At 72.9% G+C, this 20,727-nt stretch carries 16 protein-coding genes and 1 riboswitch; of the genes, 7 read left to right on the top strand and 9 right to left on the bottom strand.

Features of this window, described 5'->3' with window-relative positions:
• Positions 1–497: 497 nt before the first annotated feature.
• The 4 genes from groL to thrC form a co-directional block, all read right to left on the bottom strand.
• Positions 498–2,120: a chaperonin GroEL gene (gene groL / locus ACH4KB_RS08675; protein ID WP_018958808.1), complete on the bottom strand. Its 1,623-nt coding sequence runs from the start codon at positions 2,118–2,120 to the stop codon at positions 498–500.
• Between the two features lie 368 nt (positions 2,121–2,488).
• Positions 2,489–2,695, bottom strand: coding sequence for a cold-shock protein (locus ACH4KB_RS08670; protein WP_003967346.1), 207 nt, complete (start codon positions 2,693–2,695; stop codon positions 2,489–2,491).
• 442 nt (positions 2,696–3,137) lie between these two features.
• Positions 3,138–3,416: a MoaD/ThiS family protein gene (locus tag ACH4KB_RS08665; RefSeq protein WP_219611448.1), complete on the bottom strand. Its 279-nt coding sequence runs from the start codon at positions 3,414–3,416 to the stop codon at positions 3,138–3,140.
• Between the two features lie 30 nt (positions 3,417–3,446).
• On the bottom strand, positions 3,447–4,760 hold the full coding sequence (gene thrC / locus ACH4KB_RS08660; protein WP_398064999.1) for a threonine synthase: 1,314 nt from the start codon (positions 4,758–4,760) through the stop codon (positions 3,447–3,449).
• A gap of 19 nt (positions 4,761–4,779) precedes the next feature.
• Positions 4,780–4,907: riboswitch (SAM riboswitch) on the bottom strand.
• Positions 4,908–5,061: 154 nt separating this feature from the next.
• Here thrC and ACH4KB_RS08655 point away from each other — a divergent pair.
• Both ACH4KB_RS08655 and ACH4KB_RS08650 read left to right on the top strand, forming a co-directional pair.
• Positions 5,062–6,012 (top strand): glucosyl-3-phosphoglycerate synthase, encoded by a 951-nt coding sequence (locus ACH4KB_RS08655; protein ID WP_398065611.1) that lies wholly within the window; start codon positions 5,062–5,064, stop codon positions 6,010–6,012.
• A gap of 64 nt (positions 6,013–6,076) precedes the next feature.
• Positions 6,077–7,531 (top strand): trehalose-6-phosphate synthase, encoded by a 1,455-nt coding sequence (locus ACH4KB_RS08650; protein ID WP_398064997.1) that lies wholly within the window; start codon positions 6,077–6,079, stop codon positions 7,529–7,531.
• Positions 7,532–7,576: 45 nt separating this feature from the next.
• Here ACH4KB_RS08650 and otsB read toward each other — a convergent pair whose 3' ends face one another.
• The 3 genes from otsB to ACH4KB_RS08635 all read right to left on the bottom strand — a co-directional run bounded on the left by otsB (position 7,577) and on the right by ACH4KB_RS08635 (position 12,271).
• A complete protein-coding gene (gene otsB / locus ACH4KB_RS08645) occupies positions 7,577–8,428 on the bottom strand; it encodes a trehalose-phosphatase (RefSeq protein ID WP_398064995.1) in 852 nt (283 codons plus the stop codon).
• Between the two features lie 160 nt (positions 8,429–8,588).
• Positions 8,589–11,411: an FtsX-like permease family protein gene (locus ACH4KB_RS08640; protein WP_398065610.1), complete on the bottom strand. Its 2,823-nt coding sequence runs from the start codon at positions 11,409–11,411 to the stop codon at positions 8,589–8,591.
• Complete coding sequence (locus tag ACH4KB_RS08635) at positions 11,411–12,271, bottom strand: ABC transporter ATP-binding protein (RefSeq protein WP_398064993.1); 861 nt, start codon at positions 12,269–12,271, stop codon at positions 11,411–11,413. Before ACH4KB_RS08635 ends, ACH4KB_RS08640 begins: the two co-directional genes overlap by 1 nt.
• A 135-nt stretch (positions 12,272–12,406) precedes the next feature.
• Between ACH4KB_RS08635 and ACH4KB_RS08630 the strand changes: the two genes are divergently transcribed.
• From ACH4KB_RS08630 to ACH4KB_RS08610, 5 genes are all read left to right on the top strand, one after another.
• On the top strand, positions 12,407–13,900 hold the full coding sequence (locus tag ACH4KB_RS08630) for a sensor histidine kinase (RefSeq protein ID WP_398064991.1): 1,494 nt from the start codon (positions 12,407–12,409) through the stop codon (positions 13,898–13,900).
• Entirely contained in the window at positions 13,900–14,544 is a 645-nt protein-coding gene (locus ACH4KB_RS08625; protein WP_398064989.1) for a response regulator, read from the top strand. Before ACH4KB_RS08630 ends, ACH4KB_RS08625 begins: the two co-directional genes overlap by 1 nt.
• A gap of 200 nt (positions 14,545–14,744) precedes the next feature.
• Positions 14,745–15,695, top strand: a complete 951-nt coding sequence (locus ACH4KB_RS08620; RefSeq protein ID WP_398064987.1) for an ABC transporter ATP-binding protein — start codon at positions 14,745–14,747, stop codon at positions 15,693–15,695.
• Positions 15,692–16,666, top strand: a complete 975-nt coding sequence (locus tag ACH4KB_RS08615) for an ABC transporter permease (RefSeq protein WP_398064985.1) — start codon at positions 15,692–15,694, stop codon at positions 16,664–16,666. Before ACH4KB_RS08620 ends, ACH4KB_RS08615 begins: the two co-directional genes overlap by 4 nt.
• 45 nt (positions 16,667–16,711) lie before the next feature.
• On the top strand, positions 16,712–17,116 hold the full coding sequence (locus ACH4KB_RS08610; RefSeq protein WP_398064983.1) for a GntR family transcriptional regulator: 405 nt from the start codon (positions 16,712–16,714) through the stop codon (positions 17,114–17,116).
• Between the two features lie 136 nt (positions 17,117–17,252).
• Here the strand turns inward: ACH4KB_RS08610 and ACH4KB_RS08605 are convergent, their stop codons facing one another.
• Together ACH4KB_RS08605 and ACH4KB_RS08600 are read right to left on the bottom strand one after the other, a co-directional pair.
• A complete protein-coding gene (locus ACH4KB_RS08605; RefSeq protein ID WP_398064981.1) occupies positions 17,253–19,457 on the bottom strand; it encodes a protein kinase in 2,205 nt (734 codons plus the stop codon).
• 125 nt (positions 19,458–19,582) lie between these two features.
• Positions 19,583–20,383: a thioesterase II family protein gene (locus ACH4KB_RS08600; protein ID WP_398064979.1), complete on the bottom strand. Its 801-nt coding sequence runs from the start codon at positions 20,381–20,383 to the stop codon at positions 19,583–19,585.
• Between the last annotated feature and the right edge of the window lie 344 nt (positions 20,384–20,727).

Raw genomic sequence — 20,727 nt, 5'->3', positions numbered from 1 at the left:
TGCAGTCGCACACCACCGGGGCGCGGACGCGGGGTGGACTGGACCACTGACCGGCTGCGGTCGCCGGGCCGGGCGGTGAGCTGCCACGGGAGGGAGCGGCCCGCCGGGGCAGTGGGGAACCAGCCGGGACGGGCCGCCGGACGGCTCCGCGTCCGTCCTGCTCCGGGGGGCGCGGGCCGCCACCGTGATCGGCCCCACCGCGCTGACACGTACTGCCTCATCGGGAAGGGCGCGGCAAGTGGCCATTCGGCCACGCGCCCGCGCACCGGGCTGCCCGCATCGGCCCGCGTCGGCCCGGAGGAGGCCCGGAGGAGGCCCGCGTAGGCCCGGAGGAGGCCCGCGTAGGCCCGGAGGAGGCCCGCGTAGGCCGGGCGTCGGCCCGTCGGGGAACGCCACAGGGGCGGCACCTTCACGAAGGAGATACCGCCCCTGTGGGACGTACGGCGAACTTCGATCAGCCGGAGGGCTCCCGGGCGGGCCCGGGACTCCGCGGCGGATCAGAAGTCCATGTCACCGCCCGGCATGCCGCCCGGGGCGGCCGCGCCGGCCTTCTCGGGCTTGTCGGCGATGACGGCCTCGGTGGTGAGGAAGAGCGCGGCGATGGACGCGGCGTTCTGCAGAGCGGAGCGCGTGACCTTCGCCGGGTCGAGAATGCCCTCGGCGATCATGTCGACGTACTCGCCGGTCGCGGCGTTGAGGCCGTGACCGATCGGCAGGTTGCGGACCTTCTCCACGACGACGCCGCCCTCAAGACCACCGTTGACGGCGATCTGCTTGAGCGGGGCCTCCAGCGCGAGCTTCACGGCGTTGGCGCCGGTCGCCTCGTCGCCCGTGAGGTCGAGCTTCTCGAAGACGGCCGAGGCCTGGAGCAGAGCCACGCCACCACCGGCGACGATGCCCTCCTCGACGGCGGCCTTGGCGTTGCGCACCGCGTCCTCGATGCGGTGCTTGCGCTCCTTGAGCTCCACCTCGGTGGCGGCGCCGGCCTTGATGACGGCCACGCCGCCGGCCAGCTTCGCCAGACGCTCCTGGAGCTTCTCGCGGTCGTAGTCCGAGTCGGAGTTCTCGATCTCGGCACGGATCTGGTTGACGCGACCCTGAACCTGGTCGCTGTCACCGGCGCCGTCGACGATCGTGGTCTCGTCCTTGGTGATGACGACCTTGCGGGCACGGCCGAGCAGGTCCAGGCCGGCGTTCTCCAGCTTGAGACCGACCTCCTCGGAGATCACGGTGCCACCGGTGAGGATGGCGATGTCCGCGAGCATGGCCTTGCGGCGGTCGCCGAAGCCCGGAGCCTTGACGGCGACGGACTTGAACGTGCCCTTGATCTTGTTGACGACCAGGGTGGAGAGCGCCTCGCCCTCGACGTCCTCGGCGATGATCAGCAGGGGCTTGCCCGACTGCATGACCTTCTCCAGCAGCGGGATCAGGTCCTTGACGCTGGCGATCTTCGAGTTGACGATCAGGATGTACGGGTCGTCGAGCGACGCCTCCATACGCTCCATGTCGGTCGCGAAGTACGCCGAGATGTAGCCCTTGTCGAAGCGCATACCCTCGGTGAGCTCAAGCTCCAGACCGAAGGTCTGGGACTCCTCGACGGTGATGACGCCTTCCTTGCCGACCTTGTCCATCGCCTCGGCGATCTTGGCGCCGATCTCGGTGTCGGCGGCGGAGATGGAGGCGGTCGAAGCGATCTGCTCCTTGGTCTCCACGTCCTTGGCCTGCTCCAGCAGAGCGGCGGAGACGGCCTCGACGGCCTTCTCGATGCCCCGCTTGAGGGCCATCGGGTTGGCGCCTGCGGCGACGTTGCGCAGACCCTCGCGGACGAGAGCCTGAGCCAGAACGGTGGCGGTGGTCGTACCGTCGCCGGCGACGTCGTCCGTCTTCTTGGCGACCTCCTTGACCAGCTCCGCACCGATCTTCTCGTACGGGTCCTCGAGCTCGATCTCCTTGGCGATGGAAACACCATCGTTGGTGATCGTGGGCGCGCCCCACTTCTTCTCGAGGACGACGTTACGGCCCTTGGGGCCGAGGGTGACCTTGACGGCGTCGGCGAGCTGGTTCATCCCGCGCTCGAGACCGCGCCGTGCCTCCTCGTCGAACGCGATGATCTTGGCCATGTGAAGTGGTCCTCCCGGACAGGGGTGGATTCTCCGGACCGAGAGGCGCCCGCGACGGACGGCCTGCCTGCGTGGTGGTTCCTTGCCCCACCACGCCTGCGGGCCTCACCGGCCCGGTCCAAGTTTCTGTCACTCTCACCTGGAGAGTGCTAACGCCAATGATTAGCACTCGACCCCTGCGAGTGCAAGCGTCCCCCGTCGGATGTGGACAACGGCGCGCCTCGGACGAGGACGGCGGTACGCCTCGGACGCGGGCGGCAGTACGCCTCCCGGCAGGGCCCGGGGCGGACGCACGGAGGGCCCGGTCCCCTGATCCGGGGGCCGGGCCCTGCGTGCGTGAGTAGTGTCGTCGGACGACCGCGCCGAGCTCAGCCGACGGCGAGCTTGACCATGTCGGCCTGGGGCCCCTTCTGGCCCTGCGAGATCTCGAATTCAACTCGCTGACCCTCTTCGAGGGTGCGGTACCCGTCCATCTGGATCGCGCTGTAGTGGACGAAAACATCCGCACCACCGTCGACCGCGATGAAGCCGTACCCCTTCTCCGCGTTGAACCACTTGACGGTGCCCTGAGCCATGCCTAACTCCCCTATTACTGGCCCTTGCACGGGACCGCACTTCGCGGCCCCGGGTCGGAACTCACCCCCCGACAGGAGAGGGTGCGCGGCGCCGCAGCGCATCGACCGCGGCCGAATGTATCCGTCCAACTGCCCTCTGCAACAGGTCAATCGGACGAGAATTCTGGGCGCGGCGGAACACGCGAACATGCGGGTTTGCTGAGATTTACGGGCAAGTCGGGCCAGGCAAAGGGCACTTATGCCGCAAGAGGTTCACGTACTTTGGCTGCTTCTTATCGGGGCCGGGCGCATTCTCATATGCGGGCGGCACGGGCAGCGGACGGGGCTTCCCCAACTGTACCGTGCTCAACCATACAGAATTGCCCCCTCCGCTTCTCTCGCGGAGGGGGCAACTGTGGTCACACAGAGGTGCGATGGGCCGCCGTGGAGCGGCCCGGGCGGTTCAGCAGCCGCCGGCGACGGCGGGGATGATCGAGACGCCCGCGCCGTCCGGCGTGGCGGCGTCCAGGCCGCCCTCGAAGCGCACGTCGTCGTCGTTGACGTACACGTTCACGAAGCGGCGCAGCTTGCCCTGGTCGTCCAGGACGCGGGCCGCGATGCCCGGGTGCTCCTTCTCCAGGGACTCGATGACCTCGGAGAGCTTGGCGCCCTCCGCCGGGACCTCGGCCTGGCCGCCCGTGTACGTACGGAGGATGGTGGGGATGCGGACCTTGACGCTCATGGTGGGGTGCCTTCCTGAAGTCTCGGGTGATCAGTTGGCGGCGAGGCCCGCGGCGCGGAACGCGTCCAGGCTCGGCTTGATGGTCGCCGTGGCCTGCGAGGTCGCGGAGACCGCGTCCAGCGTCTTGAGCCCGTCGCCGGTGTTCAGGACGACGGTGGTGAGCGCCGGGTCGATCACGCCCGCCTCGATCAGCTTCTTCGTCACGCCGAGCGTCACGCCGCCCGCCGTCTCGCCGAAGATGCCCTCGGTGCGCGCCAGCAGCTTGATCGCGTCGACGACCTGCTCGTCGGTCACGTCCTCCACCGCGCCGCCGGTGCGGCGGGCGATGTCCAGGACGTACGGGCCGTCCGCCGGGTTGCCGATGGCCAGCGACTTGGCGATGGTGTTCGGCTTCTGGGGCCGTACGACGTCGTGACCGGCCTTGAAGGCGGCGGAGACCGGGGAGCAGCCCTCGGCCTGGGCGCCGAAGATCTTGTACGGCCGGTCCTCGACGAGGCCGAGCTTGATCAGCTCCTGGAACCCCTTGTCGATCTTGGTGAGCTGGGAGCCGGACGCGATCGGGATGACGATCTGGTCGGGCAGCCGCCAGCCGAGCTGCTCGCAGATCTCGTACGCCAGCGTCTTGGAGCCCTCGCCGTAGTACGGGCGCAGGTTGACGTTGACGAAGCCCCAGCCCTCGCCGAGCGGGTCGCCGATGAGCTCGGAGCAGAAGCGGTTGACGTCGTCGTAGTTGCCCTCGATGCCGACCAGCTCACCGCCGTACACCGCGGCCATGACGACCTTGCCCTGCTCCAGGTCGTGCGGGATGAACACGCAGGAGCGGAGTCCGGCCCGGGCGGCGGCGGCGCCGACGGCTCCGGCCAGGTTGCCCGTGGAGGAGCAGGAGAGGGTGGTGAAGCCGAAGGCGCGGGCGGCCTCGACGGCGATGGCGACGACGCGGTCCTTGAAGGAGTGCGTCGGGTTGCCGGAGTCGTCCTTCACGTACAGGCCGCCGGTGACGCCCAGTTCACGGGCGAGGTTGTCGGCCTTGACGAGCTTGGTGAAGCCGGGGTTGATGTTGGGCTTCTCCGCGACGTCGGCGGGCACCGGCAGCAGCGGGGCGTAGCGCCAGATGTTGTCCGGGCCGGCCTCGATGCGCTGGCGCAGCTCCTCCGGGGATCCGGTGGGCAGGTCGTAGGCCACTTCCAGCGGCCCGAAACAGGACGCACAGGCGAAAAGGGGGCCGAGCTCGAAACGCTCGCCGCACTCGCGGCAGGAAAGCGCCGCGGCGGGGCCGAGATCGACGGCCGGGGCGGAAGAAGCGGTGCTACCGGCGGTGCTACCTGCAACGGTCTGAACAGCCATGATGGCGGAGGTCCCTTTCTCCTCATCTTCCCTGCGACGCGTTTCGCCGCAAGACGGAATTGGCACCTTCCCCACCGTGACCTCGCGGTCGGCAGGAGGGTTGCCGGGACTTCAACGGGCCGTTCCCTCAGTCCCTCTGGATGAGCTCTTATGGCGCTGGATCTTCGATCCAGGCGTTTGTGCGCGCTCCGACCCCGACATGCGACGGCCATACGCGTTGTTCAAGACTGTAACCGAAGCATCGGACCGTTGAGATAGTCGTCCGAACCGCGAGATGGATCACACACAGGGAGTGCCGACCGTGCTCGAAGAGGTGGAACGCTGGCTCACCAGGCGGTCCTGGTCGTCCGGCGACCGCCCGCTGAACCGGCTCACCGACGCCCGGGACGCCGATCCGCACCGCACGTCGGTGAGCGTGGTGCTGCCCGCGCTGAACGAGGAGGCCACGGTCGGCGCGATCGTGGCGACGATCCGCCGGGAGCTGATGGAGAAGGTCCGGCTCGTCGACGAACTCGTGGTGATCGACTCCGGCTCCACCGACGCCACCGCCGCCGTGGCCCGGGCGGCGGGCGCCCGGGTGGTCCACCGGGACGCGATCCTGCCCCGCGTCCCGGCCCTGCCCGGCAAGGGCGAGGTGCTGTGGCGGTCACTCCTGGTGACCAGCGGTGAGATCGTCTGCTTCGTCGACGCCGACCTCAGGGACTTCTCCGCGGACTTCGTCTCGGGCACGGTCGGACCGCTGCTCACCGACCCGTCCGTGCAGTTCGTCAAGGCGATGTACGACCGCCCGCTCGGCGACAGCGCAGGTCAGGGGGGGCGGGTCACCGAGCTGGTGGCACGCCCATTGCTCAATCTGCACTGGCCCCAGCTGGCCGGGTTCGTACAGCCGCTGGGCGGCGAGTACGCGGTGCGGCGGTCCCTGCTGGAGCGGCTGCCGTTCCCGGTCGGTTACGGAGTGGAGCTGGGCCTGCTGGTCGACGCGCTGCACACGGTGGGCCTGGACGCGCTGGGCCAGGTCGACGTCGGCGTACGCAGACACCGCCACCAGGACGGGCAGGCGCTGGGCCGGATGGCGGCGGCGATCTACCGCACGGCGCAGCTGCGGCTCTCCCGGGGCCATCTGGTGCGGCCCTCGCTGACCCAGTTCGAGCGCGGCGAGGACGGCTTCGTACCCCGCACCCATGCGGTGGACACGGAGGAACGGCCGCCGATGCGGGAGATCGCGGAGTACGCGGAGCGCCACGCGGCGTGAGGCGGTGGGCGGCACGAAGCCCGGAGGCGTTTGGGGGCTTCCCGAACGGGCTAGGTTCCGCTACATGGTCTCCGAGCACGCCGAACACGAAACCGAACCCGGATCCGGACCCGAAACCGAAACCGAGCCCGGACCCGGATCCGCGGCCGCTTCCACCGCCCAGGTCCTCGTCGCGTCCAACCGCGGCCCCGTCTCGTACGCGCTCGCCGAGGACGGGACGCTCGACGCCAAGCGCGGCGGCGGAGGTCTCGTCTCCGGGCTCAGCGCCGTCGACGACAAGCTGTGGGTCTGCGCGGCCCTCGGCGACGGGGACCGCGAGGCGGTGCGGCGCGGGGTCGGCGAGGCGGGCGTGCGGATGCTCGACATCGACGCCGAGGTACACGCGGACGCGTACAACGGCATCGCCAACTCGGTGCTGTGGTTCGTCCACCACCTGCTCTACCAGACGCCCGTGGAGCCGGTCTTCGACGCGGAGTTCCGCCGCCAATGGGCTTCCTACGAGACGTACAACCGGGCCTTCGCCGAGGCGCTCGCCGAGGAGGCCGGCCCCGGGGCGTCGGTCCTCGTGCAGGACTACCACCTGGCCCTGGTCCCCGGCATGCTCCGTGAGCTGCGCCCGGACCTCACGATCGGCCACTTCTCGCACACCCCGTGGGCGCCCGTCGACTACTACCGGCTGCTGCCCGACGACATCGCGGAGCAGTTGCTGCGCGGCATCCTCGGCGCGGACCGGGCCGCGTTCCTGACCCGCCGCTGGGCGGACGCGTTCATCGGCTGCTGCACGGAGATCCTCGGCGGGACGGGCCGGACGAGGATCGGGGTGCACGGCCTGGGGGCCGACGCGGACTTCCTGCGCCGGCGCTCGCGCGAGGCCGACGTGGACGAGCGGATGGCGGCGCTGCGGGAGCAGGTGGGCGAGGGCCGGAAGACCATCGTCCGGGTGGACCGCACCGAGCTGTCCAAGAACATCGTGCGCGGCCTGCACGCGTACCGGGCCCTGCTGGACGCCCACCCCGAGTGGCGCGAGCGCGTCGTGCACATCGCCTTCGCCTACCCCTCCCGGCAGGACCTCGCCGTCTACCGGGACTACACGGCGGCGGTGCAGGCCCTGGCAACGGAGATCAACGGGGCGTACGGCAGCGATAGTTGGACCCCGGTCGTGCTCCACGTCAAGGACGACTTCGCACGCTCGCTGGCCGCGTACCGGCTGGCCGACGTGGCTCTGGTCAACCCGATCCGCGACGGAATGAACCTGGTCGCCAAGGAGGTCCCCGTCGTCTCCGACCACGGCTGCGCGCTGGTGCTGTCGCGCGAGGCGGGGGCGTACGAGGAGCTGGGCGAGGACGCGATCGTGGTGAACCCGTACGACGTGGTCGGCACGGCCGAGGCCCTGCACGAGGCGCTGACGATGAGCGCCGACGAGCGGTCCGGCCGCACGAAGCGACTGGCCGAGGCGGCGACCGCACTGCCGCCCCAGCAGTGGTTCCTGGACCAGCTGGAGGCGCTGCGGCAGGGGTGAGGCGCCGGTCTCCCGACTCGGGTCCCGCCGGTCTCCCGACTCGGTTCAGAGCCGCTCGGCCAGAGCCGCCAGGAACGCGACCACGCCGGCCGGGCCCGGCACCGACAGGTCCGCGCGCTCGGCCAGCTCGGGCACCTCGGTGCTGCCGCTGCACACCAGGAGGCCCGGGATGCCGTCAGGGCCCTCGGTCCGCAGCTTCTCCACCGCCGAGAACGCGGCGAGGTCCCCGAGGTCGTCGCCCGCGTAGATCACGGACTCGGCGTCCAGCTCCGCGACGAACGTGGCGAGCGCGACGCCCTTGTCCATGCCGGGTGGCCGCAACTCCAGCACCAGGCGGCCCGGTTCGACGATCAACCCGTGCTTGGCGGCCAGCTCGCCGAGGGGCCCGCGCAGCGTCTCGAATGCCGCCTGCGGGTCCTCGGCACGCCGGGTGTGGACGGCGACGGCCCGCCCCTTCTCCTCGATCCAGGTGCCGTGCCAGGAGTCGAACGCATGCAGTACGCCGGGGAGTTCGGCTCGCACCGCGGCCACGCCCGGATGCGGGGCGGGGGCGTTCACGGTGCCGGTCACGGCGTCCCAGCGTTCTGCGCCGTAATGACCGAGCACGACGAGGTGCTCCAGCCCGGGGACGCCCGCGAAGCCTCCGTAGCGCACCGCGACGCCCGCCGGGCGGCCGGTGATCACGGCGACGGCGGCCACCTTCGGCGCGAGCGCGGCGAGCGCGGCCACCGTGCCGGGGTGGGCGCGGGCCTGCTCGGGGTCCGGGACGATGTCGGCGAGCGTGCCGTCGAAGTCGAGTGCGACGACCGCGCGGTCGGGCCGGGCGAGAACGGCGTCGAGCCCCTCGCGGCCGGCCGGGGTGGTCGGGTTCGGCAGATGTGCGGAGTGGCTGCCCATGGGGCGAGCCTATGCCCTGGACGGGTTGATCACGAGTGTTGTCAATGCGTCGACGGCTGCTCGCGGGTGCTGCGGAACGATCCGGCGACGGCCCCGCGGGCGCTGCGGAACGATCCGGCAGCGGCTCCCCGCGGGTTTGGTGAGCAGCCGCCGACGAGGACTACTCCCGGGCACCCGCGAGTTCGACCGCCCGGGTCCGCAGGGCGAGCGAGGCGGGCAGGACGGCGGAGACGGCGGCCAGGGACGCGGCGGCCGCGACGACGAGGCCGAGCGTTCCCCATGGCACCACGACGGCGGACGTGACGCCCAGCAGCACCAGCGCACCCCACACCACCAGCAGGTTCACCGCCGCGACCACGCCCCCGAGCACGGCACCCACCCCGACCGCGACCACCGCCTCGGCCGCGACGAGCCGCAGGACCTGGGGGGCGGTGGCTCCCGCGAGACGGAGCACGGCGAGATCCCGGACCCGGTCGGAGGTGGCCATGACCAGGGTGTTGGCCAGGGCCGTCGCCGTACAGAGCAGAGCGATGCCGAGGATCATCCGGAACCCGGTCCTGGTCCGGTCGTTCGTCCCCGGGCCGTTCGCGTCCAGCCACTCGGCTCGGGTCGTGACCGGCGTACCGGTGGCGGCCCCGGCGGTTCGCAGCGCGGCGGCGACGGCCCGCCGGTCGGCGCCCTCGGCGACCTTGACGTCGATCCGGTCGACGCCCGCGCCCCCGGCGTTGCGCGGGGTGACGTAGACGCCGTTGTCGCCGGTTCCGGTGGCCAGGACGGCGGCGATCCGCAGCGAGGCCCTACGCCCGTCGCCCAGCCAGACGGTGCCCCGGTCGCCGACCCGTGTGGTCAGCCACTCCTCGTTGACGACGATCGCGCCGTCGTCGAGGTCGGCGAGCCGGCCCGCCGTGACAGGCAGCTCCGACACGGCGGCCAGCCGGGCGGGGTCGACCGCGCGCGCCTCGGAGGTCACGAGGGCCGTGTCCTCTTCGAGGACGGTGACGGCCGTGGACCGCGAGACGCTGACCACGGCCCCCTCGACGGCCCGCGCCCGCTCCACGAACGCGGGCGCCAACGGGCGGCCCTCCTGTCCCGACGTCACCACGAAGTCGGCGGTCGTGGCGGTGCGCGCCTCGGTGGCCCTGGCCTCCTCCAGGGTGGCGACGGTGCCCGTCAGGGTGGCGGCGAGGGCGACGGTGATGAGGACGGGCGCGGCGACGGCCGCCGTCCTGCGCACCCCGGTGGCGGTGTTCTCCCGGACGAGTACGCCGGTGGCACCGGGCAGCCGCGCGGGCAGCCAGGTCAGCAGCCGGCCGACGGGGCGCACCAGGACGGGGGCCAGGAGCGCGCAGCCGACGACGAGGAGCATGGGCCGGGTGATGTAGGACTTGCGGCCCAGCAGGTCGCCGGGGTCGACGGCCAACGCCAGGGCGGGCAGGCCCAGTCCGGCGAGCAGGACCAGGACGGCCGCCGCCCAGCGGCTCGCCGGCATGACACGGCTGTCGACGGCCGCCTCGCGCAGCGCCTCGGTCGGGGCCGTTCGCCCGGCCCGGTGACAGGAGACGAGGGCCCCGGCCGTGGCGACGAACACACCGGTCCAGAAGGCGGTGTGCAGCGGCCAGGAGGCGTCGCCGAGGGCGAACCAGGGCGGTGCGAGGCCCGCTTCGGCCATCCGGCCGACGAGCAGGGGCGCGGCCCGGGCTCCGAGCCACGCGCCCGCGGCCGAGGCGAGGACGCCGACGAGGATCGCCTCGACGCACACCGTACGGCGGATCTGGCCGGGCGTCGCTCCGACCGTGCGCAACAGGCCGAACTCCCGCCGCCGTTGGGCCACGGCGAAGGAGAACGTCGAGGCCACGACGGCGGCGGAGACGAACAGGGTGATACCGGCGGCGGTGCCGAGCAGGGCGTTGACGGAGACCAGAGCCCGGGCGTCGCGGTCGGGGTCGGGGTCGGCGCGGCGGCGGTCGTGGCCGGTGAGGACGTCCATGCCACTGTCCGGCCCGAGCGCCCTGCGTACGGCGGTGGCGTCGGCGTGCACGACGAGGGCGTCGATGTCCGGGGAGATCCGGGCGGCCTCGTCGTCGGTGAAGAAGACGGCGTCCTCGAAGCCCCGGCCGGCCACGGTGCCGACGACGGTCCGGGGGGCGATTCCGGCCGGGGTGCGGACCAGAACACGGTCACCGGTACGGAGCGGGGCATCGCCGCCGGGCCGGCTGGTGACGACGATCTCGCCCGGGGCGGCGGGGGCGCGGCCCGAGGTGAGGCGGTACGGGGCCGCGGCGGCGACCGGCCACGGGTGCCCGACCCGGGTTTCGGCGTCCCGGCCGGTAGGGGACTTCCTGGCGTCGGCGCCGGTGCGCGGCTTCTGGGCGGCAGGGCCGGTGGGCGGCTCCTCGGCCCTGGCGTCGGCGCCGGTGCGCGGCTTCTGGACGGCAGGGCCGGTGGGCCGCTCCTCGGCGTCGGTGCGCGGCTTCTGGGCGGCAGGGCCGGTGGGCCGCTCCTCGGCGTCGGTGCGCGGCTTCTGGGCGGCAGGGCCGGTGGGCCGCTCCTCGGCGCCGGTGCGCGGCTCCTGGACGGCAGGGCCGGTGGGCCGCTCCTCGGCGCCGGTGCGCGGCTCCTGGACGGCAGGGCCGGTGGGCGGCTCCTCGGCATCGGTGCGCGGAGCCGTGATGTCCGCCGTGAACGTCCGGTCCTCCACCGTGCGGCCGAGGGCGGCCAGCCGGTCGGCGATCCGCTCGCCGACCGGTCCGGGGTGGTGGAGCGGCTTGCTCCGGGTACCGGTCGAGGTGTCGACCCGGAGGTGATCGGCGGCCCGGACGACGACGGGGGCGGCGGCGAACCGTTCGGGGCCCCGCTCCGGGGCGTCGAACGTCGAGGCGAGGGCGAGTCCGGTGGCCGCGATCAGGCCGACTCCCAGCGCCAGGGCGACGAACGACCCGACGAAGGTGACCCAGCGCGTGCGCATCCCGCGCAGGGCGAGCATCAGCACGGGGCCACCGCCGGGGAAGCGGAGGGGGCCGGCGGGGCTGTCGGGAAGGCGGAGGGGGTCGGCGGGGCTGTCGGGGAAGCCGGAGCCGCCGGGCCCGCGCCCGCCGCCATGCGGGCGGCGACCCGCTCCGCCGTGGGCGCGTCCAGCTCCTCCCGGATACGGCCGTCGGCGAGGAAGACGACCCGGTCGGCGAAGGAGGCGGCGACCGGGTCGTGGGTCACCATGATCACGGTGCGCCCCTCGTCGGTCATCGCGCGCAACAGGCCGAGCACCACGCGCCCGGCGGTGGAGTCCAGGGCCCCGGTCGGTTCGTCGCCGAAGAGCACCTCGGGCCGGGTCACCAGCGCGCGGGCGATGGCCACCCGCTGCTGCTGGCCGCCGGAGAGCTCACCGGGCCGGTGGCCGGCCCGGTCCCGCAACCCGACCTGGTCCAGCGCGTGGAGGACCTCGGCCTTGCGCGGCCGTCGGCCGGCGAGCCTCAGGGGCAGGGCCACGTTCTGCGCGGCGGTCAGGGAGGGCAGCAGGTTGAACGCCTGGAAGACGAAGCCGATCCGCCCCCGGCGCAGCCGGGTCAGCCGGGCCTCGCTCAGCCCGGTCAGATCGGTGTCGCCGAGCAACACCCGGCCGCCGGTCGGCCGGTCCAGGCCCGCGACGCAGTGCAGGAGCGTCGACTTGCCGGAGCCGGAGGGCCCCATGACGGCGGTGAACGTGCCGCGGTGGATGGTCAGGCTGACGTCGTCGAGCGCTTTGACCGTGCTGCCATCGCGGCCCTCGCGGCCCTCGCGGCCGTAGGAACGGGTCACGGACCGGAGTCGAACGGCCGGTGGCCGGCCGGCACTCGCTGCTGGATTCATGGGGCCCACTCAACCGGCGGCGCTCGCACGGCACATCGCAGCGAGAGGGGGCTTCCATGGTGGAGCCAGCTCCACCATGGAAGGGGCAGGGACCAGGGTGGCCCGCCCGGTGGACCGTCTCGTAGCGTGCCCGGCATGCTCTCCACCGGCTCACCGCCGCCCACGCCCTCGGAGCCCCAACCGGACGCACCCTCGGAACCCCGGCCGCCCACGCTCTCGGAGCCCTGGCCGGTCGCGCCCTCGGAACCACGGCCGGCCCTTCCCCGGGCCGGCCTCCGAGCTGCCCCCGGGGCCCTCCCCCGGGCCCTGTCGCGTCGGCTCCTGGGCGGCCGGCTGCTCGGCGGCCGGCTGCTCGGCGGCCGGCCGTGGCGTGCCGCGCTCTACCTCCTGACCAGCGTGCCCCTCGGCGTCGCGACGCTGGTGGCGCTGCTTCTGCTGGCGGTCGCGGGCAGCGCGCTGACCGTCCTCGTCATCGGGGTGCCGCTCCTGCTGACGCTCGTCCTCGCCGGCATTCCGCTGGCCGGGCTGGAGCGGCGCAGGCTCCGGCTGATCGACCCGGCCCCGCTCCTCGACCCGCACCGCGAACCGCCCGAACCGGGCCTGGCGTCCTGGCTGCGGACCCGGCTCCAGGAGCGGTGCACCTGGCGGGAGTTGGCGTACGCGCTGCTCTTCGCGTTCGTCCTGTGGCCGCTGGAGGCGCTGGCCGTCGGCAGCGTACTGCTGGTGTGCGGCGGGCTGATCGGGACCCCGGTCATGATGGCGGCGGGCGGGGACGGGGAGGCGCGCGTCCTGAAGCTCTGGCTCGCCGACTCCTGGCCGGAGGCGTTCGCGGTGCTGTTGGCGGGGGTGGTGCTGCTGCCGTTGCTGATCCGGCCGCTGGGGGTGGTGGCCCGGGGCCGGGCCGTACTGACCCGGGCGCTGCTCTCCCCGCCGGACTCCGCGCTCGATTCCCGGATCGCGGAGCTGGACCGGTCGCGGACGCGGCTGGTGGACGCGTTCGAGGCGGAACGCCGCCGTATCGAGCGCGACCTGCACGACGGGGCGCAGCAGCGGCTCGTGGCCCTCTCCATGACGTTGGGCCTCGCCCGGCTGGAGCGACCCGCCGAACCGCTGGGCGGCCTGCTGGACCGGGCGCACGAGGAGGCGTCGGTCGCCCTGGTGGAGATCCGCGAGCTGATCCACGGGATCCACCCCCACATCCTCACCGACCGGGGTCTGGAGGCCGCCGTCGAGGATCTGGCGGACCGCTCACCGGTCCCGGTCGAGGTGCGGTTCGCCGTACCGGACCGGCTGCCCGAAGCCGTCGAGACCGCCGTCTACTTCGCGGTCAGCGAGGCACTGGCGAACGTGGCGAAGCACAGCGGTGCGACCCGCGTGACGGTGACTGGCACGACCTTGAGGAGGTGGCTGACGGTGGAGGTCGAGGACGACGGGCGCGGGGGCGCGCGGCTGGGCGGGACGGCGGACGCCGAAAACGGCGGGCGCGTGAGCGAGGGCGGAACGGGCCTCCAGGGCGTCGCCGATCGCCTCTCGGTGCTGGGCGGCACCCTGCTACTGTCCAGTCCGCCCGGGGGGCCGACGGTATTCCGGCTGGAGGTTCCCTGCCCGCCCGCGAATTCGAGGACCTGATGCTGCGCGTCGTACTGGCCGAGGACAGCGTGCTCCTGCGCGAGGGCCTGGTCGGCCTGCTGGAACGCTTCGGGCACCGTGTCCTCGCCGCGGTGGGCACCGCCGAGGAGCTGACGGCCGCCGCTCTGGAGCACCGCCCGGACATCGTGGTGACCGACGTCCGGATGCCGCCCGGCTTCTCGGACGAGGGCCTGCGGGCCGCGGTCGCGCTGCGCGAGAAGCTGCCGGGGCTGCCGGTGCTGGTGCTCAGCCAGTACGTCCAGCGCGCCTACGCCGAGGACCTGCTGGACGCCTCGGACGGTACGGGGGTGGGCTACCTCCTCAAGGAGCGCATCGGTCACGTCGAGGAGTTCGCCGACGCGCTGCGCCGGGTGGCCGAGGGTGCCACGGTGGTGGACCCCGAGGTCGTACGGCAGCTGATCCGGCGCCGCCGCGACCCGCTCGCCCGGCTCACCGCCCGTGAGGTGGAGGTGCTCGCGCTGATGGCGGAGGGCCGCTCCAACGCGTCCGTCGCCGAGGCCCTGCACGTCGGCGAGGGCACGGTCAGCAAGCACTTCGGGTCGATCCTCACCAAGCTCGACCTCGACGTCTCGGACGCCACCAACCGCCGGGTGCTCGCGGTCCTGGCGTTCCTGCGCGACTGAGCCCACCGCACCCCCCTTCCCACTCCCCGTCCTCCTCCCTCTCCCTCTCCCCGTCCTCCTGCCCCGCGCCCGGACTACCGCGCCCCGGCCTCGCCCCGCCCCGGTCCCACCGGCCTGCCCGGCTTGACAGCCATTCCCCCGCGACTCCATGATTCCATTAATTGACTCATGGAATTGCTCCTGGAATTGAGGTGAGGCGCGTGGCGGACACGGGCACTCCGAACACGACGCCCGGCTCCGGCAGCTGGGCGCTGGAAGCCCGCGGCCTGGGCAAGCGCTACCGGCGCGGCTGGGCGCTGCGCGACTGCTCCTTCCGGATCCCGGCCGGCCGCATCTGTGGTCTGGTCGGCCCGAACGGGGCGGGCAAGAGCACCCTGCTCGGGCTGGCGACCCGGCAGGTGCAGCCGACCACCGGCGAACTGCGGATCTTCGGCGTACCGGTCGACGACCCCGCCGTGATGCCCACCTTCGCGTTCCTCGGCCAGGAGAAGCCGCTGTTCAAGCGGTTCACCGTGGCCGACACCCTGCGCATGGGCGCCGAGCTGAACCCCGCCTGGGACGCGGCCGCGGCGACACGGATCGTCCGCTCGGGCAACATCCCGCCACACGCGAGGGTCGGCACGCTCTCCGGCGGCCAGCGCACCCGCGTGGCCTTCGCGCTCGCCTTCGGCAAGCGGCCGGACCTGCTGCTCCTGGACGAGCCGATGTCGGACCTCGACCCACTGGCCCGCGACGAGATGAGCACCCTGCTGATGGCGGAGGCCGTCGAGCGCGGCACCACGGTGGTGATGTCCTCGCACATGCTGACCGAGCTGGAGGACATGTGCGACTACCTGCTGGTCGTCTCCGAGGGCCGGATCCGGATGGCCGGTGACGCCGACGCGCTGGTCCCGGCCCACGCGCTGGTCACCGGGGTGGCCCGGGACGGCTCACTGCCGCCCGAGCTGGCCGACCACACCGTCGTCGAAACCCGCCTCCAGGGACGGCAGTTCCAGGCGATGATCCGGCCGAAGGCTCCGCTCCCGGCCGACTGGGAGAGCGCCGAACCCTCCCTGGAGGAAGTCCTCCTCGCCCATCTCCGCTCCCCGGACGCGCCCTCGCTCTACACCCAGGGCGCCCGCATCGAGGCCGAAGGGACCCAGGCCGCATGAGCACCACCCTCACCGAGAAGCCCGCCGGACCCGGCTCCGGACGCCGCCTGCTGCGCGGAATGCCGTGGCTCGTCGTACGCCAGCACCGGACCGCGCTGGTCTGCGTCCTCGGCCTCACGCTGCTGACCGCGCTCTGGATCGTGTACGAGCGCAACGAGCTGGTCCAGCTGCTCGACGCGAAGGGCTGGCCGGAGAAGGACGCGGGCCAGCCACTGGAGAACAACCGCGGCTACAACTACATCACCTCCGTCCTCGGCGGACTCCCTCTGATCCTCGCCGTCTTCATCGGCGCCCCGCTGATCGCGGGCGACCAGGAGAACGGCACCGCGCAGCTCGTCACCACCCAGTCGGCGACCCGCCGCCAGTGGCTGATCGCCAAGCTGGGCCTGGCCTACACCCTCGCGCTGGTCTCCGGCGTGGTGCTCTCGGCGCTGTTCACCTGGTGGTGGAAGCCCTACCGCTCGGTCTTCCTCAGCGAGTGGATCGACGGCGTCATCTTCGACAACACCGGGCCCGTCCTGCCCGCGTTCCTTCTCTTCCTCACCGCGGCCGGCATCACCATCGGCACCCTGATCCGCCGGACGCTCCCGGCCATGGTGATCACGTTCCTCTTCACGGCGATCACCACCATGTTCGTCTGGGACGAGGTGCGCCGACGCCTCGGCGACACGCACATCTTCACCTACCCGATGGGCAGCGAACTCCCGGCCCGTTACGCCGAGGCGTACGAGGTGGACCGCTGGGTCGGCAGCGCCGACGGGACCCTGTACGGCTGGGGCACCTGCGCCGAGGCGACCGAGAAGGCGCAGAACGCGTGCATCAAGGAACACGGCATCGTCAACGACGTGATCGAATACCTCGACTACAGCCAGATGGCGACGATGCAGTGGACCGCCGCAGGCATCCTGGTCGCCGGAACGGCCCTGCTCACGGCGTTCACCGTGTGGCAGGTCACCCGCCGCCCGCTGTGAACACCACCCTCTCCTCCTCCCTAAAATGTCGATATCGAGCGGAAGGTGAAGACCGTGGTCGTGTTCCGCATCGACCGGCGCAGTGGAGTGGCGACCTATCTCCAGATCGTCCGGCAGGTCGAGCAGGCGCTGCGCATGGGCGCCCTGGAGGAGGGTGACCGGCTGCCCACCGCCGCCCAGGTCGCGGCGACCACCAAGGTCAACCCGAACACGACCCTTAAGGCCTACCGCGAACTGGAACGGATGGGCCTCACCGAGGTACGCCAGGGAGCGGGCACGTTCATCACCCGCTCCCTCGCCCAGCCCCAGTCCGGCCCCGGCTCACCGCTGCGCTCCGCCCTCGCCGAATGGCTGGACCGGGCCCGCGCCGAGGGCCTCACCGGGCAGGACGTCACGGCCCTGTTCCAGGCGGCGTTCGAGAGCGCGTACCCGGGCGAGGCGTCGGACTGACCGGTCGGGACCGGCCGACGCGGGCCGACCGGCCCCGACCGGGACCGGGACCGACCGGGACCGGCCGACGTGGACCGACCGGCCGACGTGGACCGACCGGCTCCGGACCGGCCGGCCCCGGACCGGCCGGCGTGGGTCAGGCGCGGTTGTAGCGGTAGCCGCTGCCGTGGGCCGGGCCGACGTCGTGCTGGATTCCGGACCCCGCGACGGCGAAGAACGAGGGGTCGGTGTCGCGGCACATACCGGTGGAACGCGCCTGGTCCACCACAGCCGTTCCGACGTTGATCCGCTGCCCGCCGTCCGCCACCGACGTCAGCTTCGCCGTGTACTCGCAGTGCCCGGAGCCCTGTACGTCGGCGACGAGGGTCACCGCGCTCTGCCCCGGAGACACCCGCCGGACGACCACGGTGTGGGGCTGGAGGACGTCGTACTGGGACGCGATGGTCCAGGTCCCGACGAAGTGCTGCGGCACCCGGCCGTCCGGGGCGGCGGGGTCCGGGTCCGGGGCGGGCGGTTTCGCGGCGCCCCCGGAGCCGCCCGCCCCCGACGAACCGGCCCCGCCCTGCGCGGCGCCTCCGCCGGAGGACGCCGCCCCGTCGCCCCCGGACGACCCGCCTCCGGAGCCGGAGCCACCACCGCGACCGGCGTCCTGCCCGCCTTGGCCGTCACCGCCGTCACCGCCGTCGTCGCCCTGGTCCTTCTCCTTCCCGTTCTCCTCCTCCTTCGCGCCGTCCTTCGCGCCGTCCTTCGCGCTGTCCTTGTCGTCCGCGTCGTCGCCCTTCCCGGAGGGCGACGCGGCAGGACCGGAGGGGGCGCCACTGGCGGCGGGCGGCGCGGCGGCCCCTCCGCCCCGGGTGTCGCCGGCGCCACCGGGGTCGCGGTTGAGGAAGGCCGTCGTGCCGCCGGCTGCCACCACCGCGACGACGACCGCCGCGACGATCCAGGTACGCCGCCGGCGAAGCCGAGACCGGTCCCCGGCCGGAACAGGCGGGAGAGCGGGCGTCGAGTCGGCCGTCGGCGCACCTGGACCGTCGCCCTTCACCGAAGCCGGCCGCAGATCGACGGTGCCGAGGTCACGAGGAGCGGGCGCGGGCACGGAAGCGAGGGCTGGAGCGGGGGCGGCCGGGGGCTCGGCGCCCCCCGGCACGGCGGCCACGGCATCCTCGACCGCCGGCACGTCCGCACCCTGCGGCACCTCCGGGGCCTCCGGGGCACGCCGTACGTCCAGGCCCACCGGCCGCTCCGCAGCGTCAGCGGCCTCAGCGTCATCCCCGACCTCAGCGGCATCTCCGGCCTCCCGCGCCTCCACGGCCTCCCGCGCCTCCACGGCCTCCGGCGCCTCCCCGGCCTCCCGCGGCTCCCCGGCCTCCGGCGTCTCCGGCACCTCCGCGTCGAGCAGCAGTGCCGACTGCTGTGCCAGCCGGGCCAGGAGCACCGGCGGCAGCCAGGCGCCGCGCAGGGCGGCCGAGGACGGCGCGGGCGTCAGCCCGTGCAACAGCGCCTCCACACCGGGGCGTTCGGCGGCGCTCTTGGTCAGGCAGCGTTCGATCAGCTCGCGCAGGGGGGTGTCCGTCACCGCGGTGAGGTCCGGCGGGGACTGGACGATCCGGAACATCACCGCGTGCTGGTTGCTCACACCGGCCCCGAACGGCAGGCGTCCCGTGGCCGCGTACATCAGCACACAGCCGAGGGAGAAGACGTCCGCCCCGGGCCCGGTCTCCTCGCCGAGGATCTGCTCGGGCGCCATGAAGCCGGGCGAGCCGATGACCATGCCGGTGCTGGTCAGCAGGGACTCCACGGAGACCTGGAGGGCGCGGGCGATGCCGAAGTCGATGACGCGGGGGCCGTCGACGGTGAGCAGGACGTTGGACGGTTTCAGGTCCCGGTGGACGATCCCGGCGGCATGGATGCCGCCCAGCGCCCGCAACAGCCCTTCGGCCAGGGCGTGTACGGACTCGGCGGGCAGCGGACCGTGCTCCCGGACGGCCTGTTCGAGCGAGGGGCCGGGCACATAGCCGGTGGCCACCCAGGGCGGCTCGGCGTCCGCGTCGGCGTCGAGCACCGGGGCGGTGTACCGCCCGCCGACCCGGCGGGCCGCCGCGATCTCCCGCCGGAAACGGGCCCGGAACTCCCCGTTCGCGATGTGCTCCTCGTGGACCACCTTGACGGCCACGGTGCGCCCGCCCGCCGAGCGGGCCAGATACACCCGGCCCATCCCGCCCGCACCGAGCCGCCCGAGCAGGGGATACGGCCCGATCCGGGCCGGATCACCGGCCGCGAGGGGACGTATGCCCTCCATCGCCGTGTACCGCCCGCTGTCCTTGCCCGTGTTTTCGCCCATGCTGACCCGATCCCCCGATGGCCCTGTCCCCTGCGGTCGTTCACGCCCGGCCGGAGCCGCGCGCGCCCGCCCAGGATAGGAGCCCAGGCGGCCGGCGCTTCATGCGGATCCGGCCGGAGGAAGGGTCAGGGAAGACGGGGGCCGTCGTCGGCGAGGTGCAGGCGGGCGAGGACCGCCCGGAGCAGCGGCTCGCGCTGCTCGACCAGGTAGAAGTGGCCTCCGGGCAGGACGTCCAGCCGAAAGCCGCCGGACGCGACGTCGGACCACGCCGACATGTCCTCCACCGAGGTCCCCGGGTCCTCGTCCCCGATGTACGCGTACACGGGGCAGCCCACCGGATCGGCCGGGCGCGGTCCATAGGTCCCGACGATCGCGAAGTCGGCGCGCATGGCGGGCAGGATGATCTCCCGGAGGCCCGGCTCGTCGAGGACCGCGTCGTCGGTACCGCCGAGCCGGCGCACCTCCTCGATCAGCGCTTCGTCCCCCTGTTCGTGCAGGGCCCGCGGGTTCAGGCGGTGCGGTGGCACGCGGCTCGACACATGCAGCGCCGCCGGGCTGCTCCCGTGCCGGTGCCTCAGGCGCAGCGCCACCTCGTAGGCGAGCGAGGCCCCCATGCTGTGGCCGAAGAGCGACAGCGGTACGTCGTGGAAGGGGAGGACCGCTTCGGTCACCCGGTCGGCCAGTTCGTCCATCGCCGTGATGCAGGGATCGCCCAGCCGGTCCTGACGTCCGGGGTAGCGCGCGACCAGAAGCTCCGTACCGCTGTCGAACTCGGTGCCCCAGGAGTGGAAGAAGCCCGCCGAGCCGCCCGCGTGCGGCAGGACCAGCAGTCTGCGGCGGATGCCCGCCGTCGCGGGGTAGCGGCGCAGCCATCCGTCCGCGACGACGTTGGCCGACGGTGGGGTGCGGTGGGTGCCGACGCTCATCCGGTCATCCTTCGGGGCTGGGCGGCTCCTGGCGATGGGGGCCGCTCGACGGGAGGTTGGAGTGCTGGGGATCCGGATGACGGGTGTATCCGCAGCGGGGTCATCGCCGCGTGGTCCTCCGCGGCCAGGACCACCGACCGTAGGAGCTTGCCACGTCGAAGAATATCGCGCCGTGCGTCGGCAGTTCGGGGTTTCCGGATCCCCCGAGCCGACAGAAGAAGCAGGTCCTGAGGGGATACGTAGAATCCGGGAGGCGGGGACGAACACGGGGAACCGCGCCCGAGGGCGCCTCCGGGAGCGTGCCGTCGGCCCGGTCTGCGCGGTCCTGGCGTTCTGCGGGGTGC

It is taken from the genome of Streptomyces sp. NPDC017520, from assembly GCF_044329855.1.
Taxonomy (GTDB): Bacteria; Actinomycetota; Actinomycetes; order Streptomycetales; family Streptomycetaceae; genus Streptomyces.
This window is presented reverse-complemented; position numbering and strand designations above follow the sequence as displayed.